Here is a 15467-nt window from a genome sequence, read left to right on the forward strand (position 1 = left end):
TTCGGCCTCGCACCAACGGGTGTCCCAGTTCGAGGAGCCAAAGGCTCAAGCCGTCCTGCCAGCGGACGATACTGACGACTGGTCTACAAACATCGCGGAAAACCCCGCAGTATCCAATCAATCCCTGAGGCCGAATGTTGAAATTATTCAGGAATCGCGTCCGGGTCCCGATTTCTGCGATCGCCTTGGTCAGCATCCTGTTGGAAACAGGCTGTTCTCAACTGGGCACGCCCACGCCGACGGACAGCCCACCACTAAGGGACATTGCCGTCTACCACCGGGCGGAGACCCAGCGAGCGGATCAGCTGAGCATCGAGGTAAAGCGCCTGCGCGCTGATCTGCTGCGCGCCGAAGAGGCGTTGGTCAAAGTGGAATCGGGTTTGCGGGGCAACCACACCCGCGCGAATGCCGTGTCGGAACTCGCGGAAGCCCGCATCCTGGTGAAGCGTGCCGCGCAACGAGCTTCCTGGCGAACCAAAGAAACCAGCGAAGCCCAAAGCAAGCTCGCCGAAGCCGAGCGTCAAGTGCAACAGGGCAATCCCGGTGCTGCTCTCTTCTTCGTATACCGAGCGCGACGTATCGCCGAGCTGGGTCTACTCGAGGCCAAGACAGTCCGATCACAACCCGACACTTACTTCGTGGTGGGCGATCGCGTGAATCTGCGCGCCGGACCCACGACGAACGACCGGGTGCTGCGCGTTCTCGCCAGCGACACCCCTGTGTTCGTCGAGCGCAGTAAGGACGAATGGTTTCTCGTGCGGGTGATCTCCGGATCGGCTGGCTGGATCCATAAGAGTTTGGTGCGCCGCTAACAGCCCGTTGAAGAACCCTGACCGAGCCAGGCACGAATCTCAGTCCAGTTCCTCTGTCACCATCACGCAATCACGTCCGCCGTCCTTCGCCCGGTAGAGTGCCTGGTCGGCACCCGAGAAGAAGGCCTTCGCATCACCTCGATAGACATTTACGCCGACCGACACCGTCAACCTCATGTGTTCACTCGGCAGATCGAGGACGATCGAGCTTGCGGCTACCGATGCGCGAATCTTTTCTGCCAACTTCATGGCACCATCCATGTCCGTCTTCGGCAGGATCAGTGCAAATTCTTCGCCGCCATAGCGCGCCAGGACGTCTGTCTCGCGCACGATCTCGTTCATCACGTTGGCGATCTTGCGCAGGACTTCGTCACCACCGGCATGGCCTATTTTGTCGTTCCATTTCTTGAAGTGGTCGATGTCGATCAAGATCAACGCAAGTGGGTCGCCAACGCGATCAGATCGTTTGATCTCCTTGGCGAGTTGTTCCTGGAAAAAACGGTGATTGTGCAAACTCGTGAGGCCATCGGTGATCGAGAGCTGTTCGAGGACTTCGTTCACCCGCTGCAGTTCGGCGTATTGTTCCCGCATCTGCTGAACGGCCTGCTCGGTCTCCGCCTGACTTCGCTCGAGCGCTTCGGCCTTGCTGGCGAGGCGGGCGGTCATTTCGTTGAATGTCCGCGTCAGCACGCCCACCTCGTCCTGAGCCCGAGTCTCGGGAAGTTCCACATTATCTTCGTCATCCGAGATCCGTCGGGCTGCTTCCGACAGGGCCTCGATCGGGCGAGCAATCGACACCGCAACCCGGTAGGCCGCAACTCCAAAAAGCAAAACAACGGCGAGATTGATGCTCAGAACCCTGCGAAAGGCAGCGAGCAACGGAGCAAAGGCTTCGTCGTAGTTTTCTTCCACAACGAGGGTGAGACCGTATTCGGAAATCGGGGTTGCGTACCCGACGACGCGAACCCCCGCGTCATTGGTGTAGTCGACGACAGTTTCCAATCTACGCAGCGAGGGCAGCACGCGTTTGAGAATATTCGTCCTTTCATGGGACCGCCCTGCAGCGACGAAGATTTGCGCCGCGTTCACCAGGTAGATCTCACCCGTGTCTCCCAGGCGCTGCGTGCGAAGAGGTTCTGCTACCGCTTCGAGCGGCATCACTGCGTTCAGCAAGCCGATCATCTCGCCAGCGCGATCGTCGATGCGCGCCGAAACGATTTGCACGAACTGTCCCTCGACCAGGCTCAGCACGGGCATGGGCTTCTCCACCGACTTCAGAAGTTTGTCGGTCGTTTCTCGAGTCAGCGCATACTCACTTCCGACCCAGACCAGTGTCTCGCCATCGGGCTGGAGAATGAAGAGCGAATCGAAGTGCGGGAAGCGATCGCGAACGTATTGGAGGTACTCCGTAACGTCGTGCGATGCAGTGGACCCTGTTTTTCCATTAGCACCGGGCATCAGCCGCCGGACGTTGTTCTCGAGTACATCGCTCGCGGCCAACACTCCGAGATTGAGAGTCTGATGGCCATACCACTCGTCGACGAGCCGACTGGCCTCCTGGGCGATCTCGGGAAACTTCAGCTCGAGCTTTCCGCGCAAGAACGTATCAATCGAACGAACCGAAATTCCCGTCACGATCAACGAGGTCAACAGGGTCGCGCCGAAGACAAATAGGCTGATGCGCGCAGGTAGGCTGCGAAACGGATTCACGCGTTGGGGGATACGCAGTTGCAACAGTGGAAGCCTCTTCCGATTTTCAGTTGGACGCGATCGCCCGCACAGCTGGACCGCTCACCACGGCCTGCAGGCGAAAATCGACACATCCTCAGACCTCACTGTTCGGCATCTTTATTCTCCATCTTGATGTTTCCGCTCACGCAATGTGACTTGCTCAGGTACTGGCTCACCCGTGTTGGAGCGGTCTTTCCAATCCTGAGGGGGCGGACCATTCTGGCGGCTCCTTCAGGTCATAGAAGGAGAATCGGATAGGGCAGGTGAGGGGTTCTTTTCGCCTCCCACACGTGCAGCCCCAGGGCAGGAAGCATGCAGTTCCTCCGTGCTGGCCTCTGCTCAGTCGCGGCTCGAGTCCGGTGGAATCGGATGCATCCGGCGGCAGTGCAATCGCTGTAGAACTCAGTGTCAGCGTCTCTTGCGTGCAGAATCCCCGCAACTCAACCGATAGGAGAACCGAGGCAAGGGACGGGGACTCGCGATGGTAGATCTAGAACACGATCTAGAACACAAAGACACGCATCGAAAAAGGCGTATCTCGGCCCAGGAACTGACGGCCGAGCGTGTCATCTCGGCCCTGCGGCGCCGGGTCGGAGATGTCCCGCATCGCTTCGCATGGAACGCAAGTCGCGGCCGCAGCCTCGCCAATCGCGAGCGGTTGCTCGACTACAGGGATCGCCACCGCGGACAGCGTTGTTTCATCCTGGGCAACGGGCCCAGTCTCGCCAAGATGGACCTTCGGCCCCTGGCCGGGGAGTGGACCTTTGGCATGAACCGAATCTACTTGCTGTTCGAACAGATGGGATTTCTGCCGAGCTATTACTGCGCGGCCAATGACCTGGTCATCGATCAGTTTGCGCAAGATATCGCCGCACTATCGATGCCCAAATTTCTCAATTGGAACGGCCGGAGCCACTTCGACCCGAACGACGCATCGCTGCTGTTTCTGCGCCAGGCCCTCACCCTGAGCGACTTCTTCGGCCGGGACCTCGCACGCCCCATCTGTTCGGGAGGAACGGTGACCTTCCTCGCTCTGCAGGTCGCCTACTACATGGGCTTCCAGCAGGTCGTCTTGATCGGCGTGGATCACAATTTTGTGGACAAGGGCACGCCCAACCGCGCCGTGACTCGAACCGCCGAAACCGACGAGAATCACTTTCACCCCGACTACTTTCCCAAGGGTTCGCGTTGGCAGCTGCCCGATCTATTGCGCTCGGAAGAAGCGTACCGACTCGCCCGGGAGGCCTATCAAGCCGACGGTCGCGAGATCGTCGATGCCACCGTGGGTGGAGCGCTCGAAGTCTTCGACAAGGCGGACTATAGCGACCTGGTCGAATTCGAAGACGACGCTGACGGTGTCGTCGGATGAGGGCGGCGTGACGAAGCCATCTCCACTCGAACTTCTGCGGAAAGAAAATCCCCTGTTCCAACTCGCGACGGGCAACGCAGACGTTCCCAGCAGCGAAGATTTGTTTGTCGCGCAGGGCGGGGTCGACACCCGACGTTTCCCTCGCGCCTCCGCGGCACTGCCCGCGGATAGCCTGGCTGCGGTCCATCGCTTGCTCAGTCCAGAGCAATCCACGATAGAAATTGGTGGCGGTCAATCGACAGTAGTCTTCGCCAGTACCGTGGCGCGGCACGTCTGCGTAAACCCGGATCGCACGGCAAACGAGCTGGTGCGTGAGTTTCTCGAACGTCACGGAATCTGGCGTGACAACGTCGAGTTCCTCGGCGAATCCTCAGACACAGCGCTCCCGGGCCTCGAAGCCCCGGGCGGATTCGACGTCGCATTGATGGACGGAAATCACAGCTTCCCGTTTCCCATGCTCGACTGGCACTTTATCGATCGACACCTGCACCGAGGGAGCACGCTGATCGTCGACAATGTCGAGATCAACGCGGTCCGAATCCTCACCGAGTACCTCGACGGCGAGCCCGCCTATCGACTGATCGAGCGCGTGCGCGAAAGTCATCGTTACGACTGTTACATCTACGAGAAGGTCCGGGATCGCGTCGTCTCGGGCTGGAACGCACAGGCGATCAATCGCACGACCCTGGCGAGCCTTTGCTTCGACGCCAGCTTGACCGCAATGTGGAAGCCGCTGCAGCGAATCAAGCGCCGCATCCTCTCGAACTGAGCCGGGCTCGCCCCAAATCGGTCGAGAACCCACACAGTGCCACGACACCGTGACCAAGTTGTTCCCTTCCTCCGGCTTTCACAGCCAATAAATCCACGGTTCTCCCGATCTTTAGCCATTTAAGCGCCGTCGATAGAGAGCGCGTTAGCGGTGGAAGTTCGCCGCTTTATTTGTTCGCAATTCGAAAAGCGAATTTTCGCGATCTACGGAAATTCTGAAAAGGTGAATGCAATGTCGACGAAACACATGGGAATCTGGGTAGGCCTGATTTCAAGTATCACGTTGCTCGTAGCTTCGGTAGCCAACGCAGACACCGAAGATGCGACCGGGAGCGGGACAACGGTATTTTTTGGCGAAGATGCGCCGGAGCGCTACGGACTTCAGGATCTTACGCATAGTTACAATTTTTTGAACCGAGACGATTGGGTAGACAACCCCAACCTCAGCAGGCTTGGGTTGGATGGACTCCCGGCCGTGGGCGCGCTGATGGAAGAGATGCCAGGCCATCACGAAGTTTACGGACTGGTTCAAGTGGCGACGAGCTGGGAGGGTGTAAATCGCGACTCGGGGGGCTCCGATACGACCAGCATTCGACTCGACAACAATACATCGATTCTCGGTGTTCGAGGTTGGGTGGGGAATGAAGTGCTCAAGGGAATCTACAACGCCCAGTTCGGGATTGACTACGACAACAATCCCGTGCTCACCCGGCGCGATACCTATATCGGCCTGAAGCACAGTGAGTGGGGAACCGTGGTGCTTGGTACGACGTCACCGCCCTACAAAGCGGTCGCCGCCCGGGATGATCCGTTCCGGGATACAGCAGCCGGATTCGTGTTCGGAGCTCAGAGCTACGCATTTCCGACATCACCCTAATCGACGTCAACAACACCATCGAGTACAAGTCGCCGAAAATCATGGGGGCGACCCTCAACGCTGCGGTCTACATCGATGATACGAACGCCGACAAGACCGGCTACGACGCGGGCTTCGAAATTTATCACGGCATGCTGAATGTGGGCGTTCACTATCTGCGAGCTACCGCGGGCAGCGTCAACATGACCGCGAACCCCGCCAAGTACGTGCGTGTTCACGCCAAGATCTCCGAAGAGGGCCGCTGGAGCGCTCTCTTCGCCTTTGAACACGAGAACTTCGATGATGGTGCAATGGATGACACGAACTACTTTCACGTAAACGCTACCTACCATGTCAGCCCGAAGATGATGGTGGCCGCATCGCTCGGCATCCAGGATGCCGGCGTTGCCGAAGGTGTCGGTGGTTCGGTGGGCGTGTTCTATCAGCTCTACAAGCGGTTCCAGCTCCATGCCCTCGTGAGCTCAACCAATCTCGATGACAAATCGATGAGTGTTGGCGACCGTACAGTCGTCAGCGCGGGGATGAGCATTTCTTTCGGAGTTGGTAGCTAGAAAGTCGAGCTCGCGGTCGGGAACGTCTCCGGGCTGCGTTCTTGTCGGATCCAACGCGGCGCTTCGAGTTCATAACTCAAGCGCCGCGTTTGCGTCTAATATGCCGACGAGTTGCCTTCTACTGGCTATGAAAGTTTCTACACGGAGTGGAATGGGATTCACAAATCCACACCGAAGACTCCCCCGTTGTCGGGAGTCGAAATCCAAGTGGCTGTTCTTGCAGAGGTTTCATTTTGGCACGAGTCTCGCCGTAGACTGAATCATCGAGTTCAGAGGCCGGAAGCAATCCGCTTCCCATCCACTGAGCGAATGATACGGATCAACTACTACGAGGTTTATTGATATGTCGAGAATCTACCGATTGCTGCTGATCACTGGTTCCATTCTGATGTTTGCTGCTTGTGCGACTGCTGGTGATGATGTTGTTACGAAAGATGACCTGTCCAATTTCGGCAACCGACCGTTTGACATTCAGTGCGTCAGCCAGCACGTCTGTTACTAGACAGTGAGATCCAACGCTGATTTGAAGCTGCGCTGAGCCCGATTGCTGACGCTGATCTAGCAAGGCCCGTTCCCAAAGAACGGGCCTTTTTCTTGGGCCCTGCCTATTACAAGCTAGAGAACAGAGACTCGTAGTCCACGCGTTCGAAGACCTCGAGTTTGCCACCCACGCTCGCGTTGACAATCCGCCTGCCGCTCCGCTCGAACACGCGACGGGCCACGGTGTAGGACTTTTCCATGCGATGGGTCTGCGGGTCCCGCCAGCGATAGCCAGGGCCAAAGTAGTCCGGATCGAAGTGGTTTGGATCCGCACCGGTCGAGGTCCACTCGTGACCCCGGACAATGAGATCGTCGGGCTTCGAGTAGGCGTGATCCATACCGAGCAAGATCACTTCTTCAAAACCCATGAAATAGGCCAGCTGCAAACAGATGTACGTCACGGTTCCCCCGCTGAAGAGCAGGCGAGTGGCATCGTTTGAAAACGCTGGCCAGTTCGCAGACTGGACGTCGTCGAAGTCCTGAATTCCCCGGTAGTAGTAGCGGTTGGATCGGTTGAAGCCATGGCATTCGAGCTGCAGCGGAAAAAAACTGACGGAAGCGCGAACGAGGTCCTTGATGTCCTGGAAGCGATCTTCGTGGAACAGCGCGTCTTCGACGGCGTAGTAGGTCGATTCGAAGCCGAGCCAGTCGTGAAGCAAGAAGGTCCCATTCATCCCGAAAGTGAATTCGTTGGCGAGCGGGGCGGGGTCATGCTGCTTGAGCGAGGGACCGCAACCGAGAACGAAGCAGCGCTGTCCCGAGTGGATGTCCCGGAACTGCCCGATCCCCGGAGATGAAGAACGGGTGGCTCGGTACCAGGCATAGAACGCCCGCCGCAGTCCCGCCCGGGTCATCAGTTTCAGGGCTGTGCGCTCCCGGGGACTGAACACCCGCCGCATTTGATCGCGATTCACCCTGCTGCCTCTTTGTGTGAGAACTGACGAAAACGCTGCCGCTCTCTTGCAGCCCTAACCGCAAACGCGGCGCCGTGTATCTATCGTCCTCGGAGTCGAAGTCCTGATCTTCGCAACGATCTCGCACGCAACTCTTTCGGCCGAAGATCGACGACGATTACGACCCGCGGCCAGAACCATGCTTTGACTGGAAAACGTGCGAATTCTCGCATCGCAAGCTGGGTGTCGGGTTTCCACAGTGAGAACTGCGAGCCGCGACATCAGGCTGCTACGCTGCTGCGTCGATCATTCGCTCCGCTTGATCGACGCCTACTCGACTGCCGCGACTGTTCCAGGAGATCACTCATGACGACCCAGCGAGATGGGCACGGGTGGTGGCCGTACCTCGGTCCCTATATGGCGTTTCTGCTGGGCGCCCAGTTGTCGGGCGAGTTTCCCGACGCCTGGCAACCCGCGATGTTGGTCGTCAAGCCCGCGCTGCCGGGGGGGTTGATTCTCTACTTCTTCCTGCGCGGCGACTATCCAGAGCTTCGTGCCATGAGATTTCGTCCGGGCTGGGCGCTGCTCGACATCGCTTTCGGGGTTTTGTTGGCTGTCCAATGGATGGGGCCATACTTGCTGATCGAAGCGCTCCCGCGGCCCGATGCCGAGAATGGCTTCAACCCACAGATGGCCGGCGAATCCATGGTCGCAGTCATTCTGGCGATTCGAATGTTTGGATTTGCGCTGGTGACACCCGTATTCGAGGAACTCTTCATTCGCAGCTTCGTGATGCGCTACGCGGACTGCTACCTGCGCCCGGGAGACTTCCGCAAGATCGAGATCGCCCGCTATACGCTGCGGAGTTTCATCTCCACGGTGTTGATCTTCACCGTGGCCCACGCGTTCTGGGAGTGGTGGGTGGCGCTGCCCTGGGTCGTGGCGACCAACCTCTGGTTCTACCTGCGCAAGGACATGAGTTCGGCGATTCTGGTACACGCAGCCACCAACGCGAGCATTCTCATCTATGTCGTGCTGGCGACCGGCGGCGTGCCGGGGCACGCACTCTGGGTGTTTGCCTAGGCGTGCGAAGAGATTGCGGGCGCTGGTGCAGCCTGTCCTCAGGCGGCGCCGCGGTGCCCAAGCCGGATCCGACCGCTGATGTCGGTGAGTTCGACCATGGCCGCCTGTGCGTCTTCTAGCTTGTCGTCCCGGCAAGCATCGGCCACAACCGTGGCGACGACCGCGAGCGGGGTGTAACCCAGTTCGTCGGCCCGCTGGCGAAGTTTGGTCGCGAGTTCGCACAACAACGCGAGATCCTCATCGAGATCGGCGTCCTGGAGCCGGTCGACTTCTTCCGCCAGCGAAATGACGAAACTGTCAATGGCATCGCCGAGTGCAAGGTCGTCTTCGAGGGTGGAGAAAATGGGAGGCTGCTTCTTTTGGGGCATGCCCAACACATCGGCAGGACAATCCGGCCGCTGTACCGCGTATGCGACAGAGGCTTGTGGCGGGGGGGTCCCCGAAGGGAGTTCCATGGCTCGTCCGGCTGGGCTAGCGAGCCTGCCCCTTGGCCTGGCGTCTCGGATTCGAATCGGCCTTTGGTTTCGCGAGAGACGCCGGGAACGAGAGCGTTCTTCCGTCCCGGGCTTCGAACTCGAGCATCAGCTTTCGCGGACTGGGCAGGTCCTTGAGCAGACGCAGGGAATCGGAGCCTTGTCGGAGCAGATGAATGCGCAACTTGCCACCGCGAAAATCGAGTGACTCGGTCACCGGCGGATCCGCGCCGACCTCACTCAACTGCAAACGCCCTTTGACGATGTCGAGTTCGAATCCCCGCTTGCGGCGCAGTTCGGCCTTGAAATCGCGAACCGCCGTATCGCGCCGCTTGGTATTGGGATGTCTCACCGCGAGTTCTCCAGTGATGTTGGGGGTGCGCCCACCAATTTCGGTAAAACAGCGCGATGCTGTGCCGGCCTCGAGTTCGAGATCGACAAAGCGAATGGTTCCCTCGGCGGGCCGTGTCACGCCAGTTCCGGGTTCGATCAAGATGCGCCGCAGGCCGCGCTGAGCCCGCCCGTCGATCTTGCAAATGAGTGGGCTCGCGTAATTGCCCTGGATCCAAATCAAGACGAGATCGTTGAGGCTGGCGGGGGTGAGTGTCTGTGCCCTCGCTTGCGAGAAGAGAGACATGACGAGAGTCAATCCCAGAGCCCAGCCGACCACAGATGCGAACGCCGCGCCCCGTTCGCGACGGACCTCGCGGTAGCCATGGGTTGATTCAATCGGGCGGAACATCGAAAGCGTCGGGGCCTCCCTACGCCGAAGCTTATCACTCGTATCAGGCTCGAGTCGATCGCAGGCCTGGAATGCATTCTTGAATGCACTGAAACCTCGGGGCCAACAGGAATTCTTGGCAGTACGACCGTGAATACTGCACGCTCATTCCATGAAGTGTTTTGTATGCAACGTCGGGATCGAACTCTCGGCCGAGGGACGCGTGGGCTTCCGTGAATGTTGCGAGAGTTGCGGGGCAGATCTGCACATCTGCAAGAACTGCCGCTTCTACGACCCTACGGCCTACAACGAATGCAGCGAACCGAGCGCCGAGCGGGTGACGGATTCTGAACGGGCGAACCGTTGCGACTGGTTCAGTCCAAGCGACGAAGAGGGCGGGGCGAGTGTTCGCGCAGATTCGCTCGCCGATCTCGACGCGCTGTTCAAGAAGTAGCTGGCCAAATCCCTCACGGGCCCAACCACGACCGCGCAAGGCTGAGTCAGTAAATTTCAGGCCGGCCGCAAATTACCCGATAGGACAAATCATGGACCGACGCGGAAAAGATACCTGGACAGTCTTCAAGATCATGGGGGAATTCGTTGAGGGTTTCGAAACCCTGCACGATTGCTGGCCCTCGGTTTCCGTTTTTGGCGGCGCTCGGGTCCGCCGGGGCAACCCGATCTATGGCCAGGCCGTGGAGATTGGGAGGGCGCTTTCCCACGCGGGCTTTACCGTGATTACAGGCGGTGGCCCCGGTGTGATGGAAGCGGCCAACCGTGGTGCCCAGCAGGGTCCCCATGATTCGGTCGGATTGAACATCCGCTTGCCTTTTGAACAGAAACCGAACCCCTACACCGACAAGCTCGTCAACTTCAACTACTTCTTTGCGCGCAAGGTGATGTTCGTGAAATACGCTTGCGGGATCGTGGGCATGCCGGGGGGCTTCGGCACCATGGATGAGATATTCGAGGCCCTGACCCTCGTGCAGACGAAGAAGATTCAACGCATGCCGGTGGTGCTCTTCGGCAAGGACTACTGGAGCGGATTGATCAACTGGATGGAAGACCGCATGCTTGCAGATCGCATGATCGCCAAGAGCGACCTCAAGCTGTTCACGGTCACCGACGACTGCGAAGAGGTGATCAATGTCATGCTGCGACATCTAAAGCTGTTGCGGCGTCGGGGCGAACTCGAGACCAGTGCAGATCGCGAGACCCCCTAGCTACCCCCTGGTTCCTTCGAAACCACGTGATTACCAGGACGCAAAGACTGCGACCATGACGATCACCACTCCGGTCAGCCAGCTGACGCGATCCGTGGCCGCGAACAACACCGGATCGTCGAGCAGAATCTTCCTCCGCGCCAAGAACCACATGCGCGAGACCCAGTACAGGAATGGAGGCATGATCAGCCAAAGCACGTTGGGGCGGGGATAGAGCCTGCTCACATCGTCGCTGGTCACGAACAAGCAGAGAACCAGGACTGCCATGTAGCCGGCGGCGAGCCCCATGGTCTCGATCATTCCGACATCCGTCACTTCATATGCCCGACGCGCATTACTCTCCGCACCGATGTCTTCGGTCGCCAACAACTCTGCGTAGCGTTTGAGCAGCGCAAGACTCAGAAACATGAACATGCAGAATGCCAGCAGCCAGGGAGACAGCCTTACGTCGGCAGCCACGGCGCCGGCCAGCACTCGATGGGTAAAGAGTCCCGCCAGCACGAGCACGTCGAGAAACAATTTCTGCTTCAGATAGAGGGAATAGGTAATTGTGAGCACCGTGTAGATCGCGAGCATTCCGGTTGCAATCAGCGGGAGCGCCGCAAAGGAGAGACCGAAACCGCCCAGCATAAGGCAGGCCAGCAACGCGACCCCGGTCGGAATGGGCAGCGTTCCCGCCGCGAAGGGTCGCATCCGTTTGCGTTCGTGTCGGCGATCACTTTCGATGTCCAGCAGATCGTTGAGAAGGTAGGTCGCGGACGCAATACTGCAGAAACACGCGAAGGCAATCGCGACCTGAGTGACTTTCTCGAAATTGCTCAGTTGGTGGGCGAGCAGCAGCGGTACCCACAGCAGGGCGTTTTTGATCCACTGGTAAATGCGCATGGACTTGATTGCGGGGGCCAGGCCCGGGGAATCGGTCGAAAATCGCTTGACCTCGCCCTCGAAACTCTCGGCGGCCCGGACTGCGCCAGCACTCGGCTGTACCAGGATTGCCACGGCGGCGTGTCGCCAAACGGGGATGTCAGCAGTGGAATTTCCGAGGTACTCGAACTCCGAGCCTCCGCAGTCGCGCTGAATGGCGTCGAGCTTCGCTTCGCTCAGCAGGTTCATTTCGCCGTCGCTCGCCAGCACCGCATCGAAGAAACCGAGATGTGCGGCGATCGGCTCGGCCATCAAACCATCGCTCGCCGTGGCGAGCACCAGACGCCGCCCCTTGGCCTTTTCCTCGCGCAGGTAGTCGAGCACCTGGCTGCGGTAGGGGAGCCGCGCTGGATCGAAGCTCACTCGCTGTGCAATGGCCCGCTTGAAGCCAGCCTTGCCCCGCAGCAACCAGATCGGCATGCTGAGCGCCCGGAAGGGCTGTTGGGCGGCCAGCAAGCAGATGGACTCCCACAGCATGTCTGTGCTGATCAGGGTGTCATCGAGGTCTACGTAAACAGGGCAGGTCGCGGTGGACATGGCTTGATTGCTTTCGGCCTCGGATTCGATCGAATTGGGGTGGGTGGTCGAAAATTTGCAACCCAGCATTCGTCTTCAGGTCGGCCAACTATACCAAGTTTCTGTATTTCAGTCCGATCCGAGCACGGTATCCTGCAGCGCGTGACGCCTTGCAAACCGGAACCAGGAATATTGCCGCAATGAGCCGCACCACCATCGTCGTGCCCTGCTACAACGAAGCCAAACGCTTTGACGCCAAGGCGTTCGAGCTCGCATTGGCCGATGTTCCGGGACTCGAATTTCTGTTCGTGAATGACGGCAGTGACGACGACACCCCGATCATGCTGCGCGCATTTGAAGAAAAGCACGAAGGGCGGGTGCAGGTCATCGATCTGGCACACAACCGAGGCAAGTCCCACGCGGTACGTGCCGGCATGCTCGCAGCACTGGCCGGAGACGCAACCTACTGCGGCTATTGGGACGCCGACCTGGCAACACCGCTGAATGAAATTCCCCGCTTCGTGGAGGTCCTCGAAGCCAGGCCGCTGCTCGAACTCGTGATCGGATCCCGGGTCAAACTGCTCGGCCGCACGATCGAACGCAATCCGCTGCGGCACTATCTGGGACGCATCTCCGCCACCGTGACCTCCGTGCTGCTGGATCTCCCGGTCTACGACACCCAGTGCGGGGCCAAGCTCTTTCGCAATAGCCCCGAAACGCAGAGTCTGTTCGCGGAAGCGTTCTTGAGCGGGTGGATATTTGACGTCGAACTCATTGCACGAATGATCCAGCATCGCCGCACTGCAGGGCTGCCTTCGGCGGAATTCGCCATCTACGAACTCCCCCTGCGGCAGTGGCGTGACATGGCGGGATCAAAGCTCCGGGTGGGCCTGGCCTATGCCGGCGCATTCTGGGAGATCCTGCGGATTTACTGGCGCTACCTCCGCCACTGAATCTGGAGTGCATAGCCAGAATTGGCCGTATCGCGAGATCGCGACACCAAATTGCGATTTTCCAGGCGGGGTCCGGTGATCTGCGGAATTCGCTTGGCATGTTTTTTTTCAAAATAGTGCAATTTTCTCTTGGATTCGAATTGCCGGTCGTGGTAAGTGTTATACACACGTGTGGGTCGAATCTCGGACGTACGGTTGAAGATCGCCGTACACACCCGAATCGAGCCCAATACGTCCAGTTCTGGCGTATGACGGGATGAATGAAGGCTGCTGGCCCTCACCACTCCAAAGCAACAAAAAGCACCGAAGTTCTAAAATAAAAAAGCTCAGCGACTAAGAAACACAAGCTGACGAATATTGACCTGACTGCGGCTCGATGGGGGGTTCGATCCGTTTCCCTGCGGGGAAGGAGGGCCCATCAGATGCTGTGGAGTGGAACGTCTCCAAGCGATTACTCGCGCCAACCAAATACAAGCTCGATGCCGCGGATTCCGCGGAACCAATCCGTCTCCATCGCGACTCACCTTCAAAATGAGTCCGGCTGGTCCCGGCTCGGTCGGTGCCGGTTTCGTTCAATCAAAGTCGATTTCGGCACACTCGGTTCACGGAGCCCAGAAAAATGTTGAGAGAGCTGGGCCGAAGAATGCATCGGATTTGGCTGATCTTTGACGTATCGATTTGCATCGTCTTGTTTTCGGCCATCGTCTACCACCCGCAATTTGCGGAATCGAACAATCTTCAGGCCTATAGCCCGGTCGCAATCGGGATCATGGCGTTGTTCACCGGTTTCGGTTGGCAGATCATTCTGGGCCGCTGCCGGGTTTACGAATCCCACCGCCGGATCAACGTCTCGCAGCTGTTGAGGCGGCTGACGATGGGCAACTCCATTGGAGCTGCCACACTGGCGGCCGCACTCTTTACCGTCGGAATCGAAGCACCCCCGTTCATGCCTGTGGCCCTCGCGGTCGGAATCTTCACGGTGCAGGCCATCACGCGCATTTCGGCCATGATCCTGCTGCGGTCCATTCGCCGCAGCGGCAGGAATTTTCGCAACGTCTTGATCGTGGGGGCGGGGCCGCGCGCTCTAAACGCGACCAATACGATTCTCAATCACCCCGAGTGGGGTCTTCGCGTCATCGGCTACCTCGACGATTGGTACGGTGAGGATTTTCGGCCCTCCGTTCCCATCGACAAAATTCACAAGATCGTCGAGCTGCCTGAGCTGCTGCGCAACGAGACCGTGGACGAACTCCTGGTCGCCTGTCCACGCACGATGCTGATTACATTGACCCCGGTGGTGAACGAATGCGCACTCATCGGTGTACCCGTCACCGTGCTGGCCGATCTCTTTGGAGACCAGTTGCCCGCCCCGAAGGTCGGCATCCTCGGCTCCCACACGACCTTGAGCTTTGCACCTGTTCACCACAACGAACTCGAGCTCATGGTGAAACGAGTGGTTGATATCCTGGGGGCCCTGGTCGGGTTGCTCCTCTCGGCGCCCATCGTCGCGGTCGCGGCGGTTCTGATCCGGCTCGATTCCAAGGGGCCGATCTTCTTCCGTCAGGAGCGCTGCGGGCTCAACGGTCGCCGCTTCGAGATGATCAAATTGCGCACCATGAACGACGGAGCCGATGCTCACAAGCACGAACTCATGCATCTCAACGAGATGGACGGGCCGGTCTTCAAGCTCGCGAACGATCCTCGGATTACGCCGATCGGCCACTTTTTGCGGCGCACCAGCATCGACGAATTTCCGCAGTTCCTGAACGTCCTGGTGGGCGACATGAGCCTGGTCGGCCCCCGTCCCCCAACTCCGGAAGAAGTGATCTGCTACGAGGGCGACACGCGCCGGCGTCTGTCCATGCGACCGGGTCTCACCTGCTATTGGCAGGTCGGTGGACGCAACAACATCAGCTTTGCCGAATGGATCCAGCTGGACTTGATGTACATCGACACCTGGTCCCTGCTGAACGATCTGGTGATCCTGCTGAAAACCGTGCCCACAGTCATCTTCACCCGCGGAGCCAGCTAAC

The 15467-nt window shown here is 58.8% G+C and carries 15 protein-coding genes; 10 read left to right on the plus strand and 5 right to left on the minus strand.

Annotated elements, in window-relative coordinates:
• Window positions 1-134 precede the first annotated feature (134 nt).
• A complete protein-coding gene (locus tag IH881_08240) occupies window positions 135-812 on the plus strand; it encodes an SH3 domain-containing protein (GenBank protein ID MCH7867675.1) in 678 nt (225 codons plus the stop codon).
• 39 nt (window positions 813-851) lie between these two features.
• Here IH881_08240 and IH881_08245 read toward each other — a convergent pair whose 3' ends face one another.
• Window positions 852-2546 carry a diguanylate cyclase gene (locus IH881_08245; protein ID MCH7867676.1) on the minus strand — a complete coding sequence of 565 codons (1695 nt, stop codon included), beginning with the start codon at window positions 2544-2546 and terminating at the stop codon, window positions 852-854.
• A 478-nt stretch (window positions 2547-3024) separates the two neighbouring features.
• On the opposite strand from IH881_08245, the gene IH881_08250 reads away from it, so the two are divergent.
• From IH881_08250 to IH881_08265, 4 genes are all read left to right on the plus strand, one after another.
• Window positions 3025-3912 (plus strand): DUF115 domain-containing protein, encoded by an 888-nt coding sequence (locus IH881_08250; protein ID MCH7867677.1) that lies wholly within the window; start codon window positions 3025-3027, stop codon window positions 3910-3912.
• A gap of 7 nt (window positions 3913-3919) precedes the next feature.
• A complete protein-coding gene (locus IH881_08255) occupies window positions 3920-4681 on the plus strand; it encodes a class I SAM-dependent methyltransferase (GenBank protein ID MCH7867678.1) in 762 nt (253 codons plus the stop codon).
• A gap of 231 nt (window positions 4682-4912) precedes the next feature.
• Window positions 4913-5557 (plus strand): hypothetical protein, encoded by a 645-nt coding sequence (locus IH881_08260; GenBank protein MCH7867679.1) that lies wholly within the window; start codon window positions 4913-4915, stop codon window positions 5555-5557.
• 41 nt (window positions 5558-5598) lie between these two features.
• Window positions 5599-6108 carry a hypothetical protein gene (locus tag IH881_08265; protein MCH7867680.1) on the plus strand — a complete coding sequence of 170 codons (510 nt, stop codon included), beginning with the start codon at window positions 5599-5601 and terminating at the stop codon, window positions 6106-6108.
• A gap of 608 nt (window positions 6109-6716) precedes the next feature.
• Here IH881_08265 and IH881_08270 read toward each other — a convergent pair.
• On the minus strand, window positions 6717-7562 hold the full coding sequence (locus IH881_08270; protein ID MCH7867681.1) for a DUF115 domain-containing protein: 846 nt from the start codon (window positions 7560-7562) through the stop codon (window positions 6717-6719).
• A 345-nt stretch (window positions 7563-7907) separates the two neighbouring features.
• Here IH881_08270 and IH881_08275 point away from each other — a divergent pair, with 345 nt between their 5' ends.
• Window positions 7908-8624 (plus strand): CAAX prenyl protease-related protein, encoded by a 717-nt coding sequence (locus tag IH881_08275; protein ID MCH7867682.1) that lies wholly within the window; start codon window positions 7908-7910, stop codon window positions 8622-8624.
• 38 nt (window positions 8625-8662) lie between these two features.
• Here IH881_08275 and IH881_08280 read toward each other — a convergent pair whose 3' ends face one another.
• Both IH881_08280 and IH881_08285 read right to left on the minus strand, forming a co-directional pair.
• The gene (locus IH881_08280; protein MCH7867683.1) at window positions 8663-8992 is read right to left on the minus strand and encodes a hypothetical protein; all 330 of its coding nucleotides are present in this window, start codon (window positions 8990-8992) and stop codon (window positions 8663-8665) included.
• 103 nt (window positions 8993-9095) lie between these two features.
• On the minus strand, window positions 9096-9839 hold the full coding sequence (locus IH881_08285) for a hypothetical protein (protein ID MCH7867684.1): 744 nt from the start codon (window positions 9837-9839) through the stop codon (window positions 9096-9098).
• 151 nt (window positions 9840-9990) lie between these two features.
• Here IH881_08285 and IH881_08290 point away from each other — a divergent pair, with 151 nt between their 5' ends.
• Window positions 9991-10272 (plus strand): hypothetical protein, encoded by a 282-nt coding sequence (locus IH881_08290; protein MCH7867685.1) that lies wholly within the window; start codon window positions 9991-9993, stop codon window positions 10270-10272.
• Window positions 10273-10363: 91 nt separating this feature from the next.
• Window positions 10364-11041 (plus strand): TIGR00730 family Rossman fold protein, encoded by a 678-nt coding sequence (locus IH881_08295; GenBank protein ID MCH7867686.1) that lies wholly within the window; start codon window positions 10364-10366, stop codon window positions 11039-11041.
• A 30-nt stretch (window positions 11042-11071) separates the two neighbouring features.
• Here the strand turns inward: IH881_08295 and IH881_08300 are convergent, their stop codons facing one another.
• Window positions 11072-12502 carry a UbiA family prenyltransferase gene (locus IH881_08300; protein MCH7867687.1) on the minus strand — a complete coding sequence of 477 codons (1431 nt, stop codon included), beginning with the start codon at window positions 12500-12502 and terminating at the stop codon, window positions 11072-11074.
• Between the two features lie 179 nt (window positions 12503-12681).
• Between IH881_08300 and IH881_08305 the strand changes: the two genes are divergently transcribed.
• Together IH881_08305 and IH881_08310 are read left to right on the plus strand one after the other, a co-directional pair.
• The gene (locus tag IH881_08305; GenBank protein MCH7867688.1) at window positions 12682-13434 is read left to right on the plus strand and encodes a glycosyltransferase; all 753 of its coding nucleotides are present in this window, start codon (window positions 12682-12684) and stop codon (window positions 13432-13434) included.
• A 619-nt stretch (window positions 13435-14053) separates the two neighbouring features.
• Window positions 14054-15466, plus strand: a complete 1413-nt coding sequence (locus IH881_08310) for a sugar transferase (protein MCH7867689.1) — start codon at window positions 14054-14056, stop codon at window positions 15464-15466.
• Window position 15467: the final 1 nt, after the last annotated feature.

The organism is Myxococcales bacterium, from assembly GCA_022563535.1.
GTDB lineage: Bacteria > Myxococcota_A > UBA9160 > UBA9160 > UBA4427 > DUBZ01.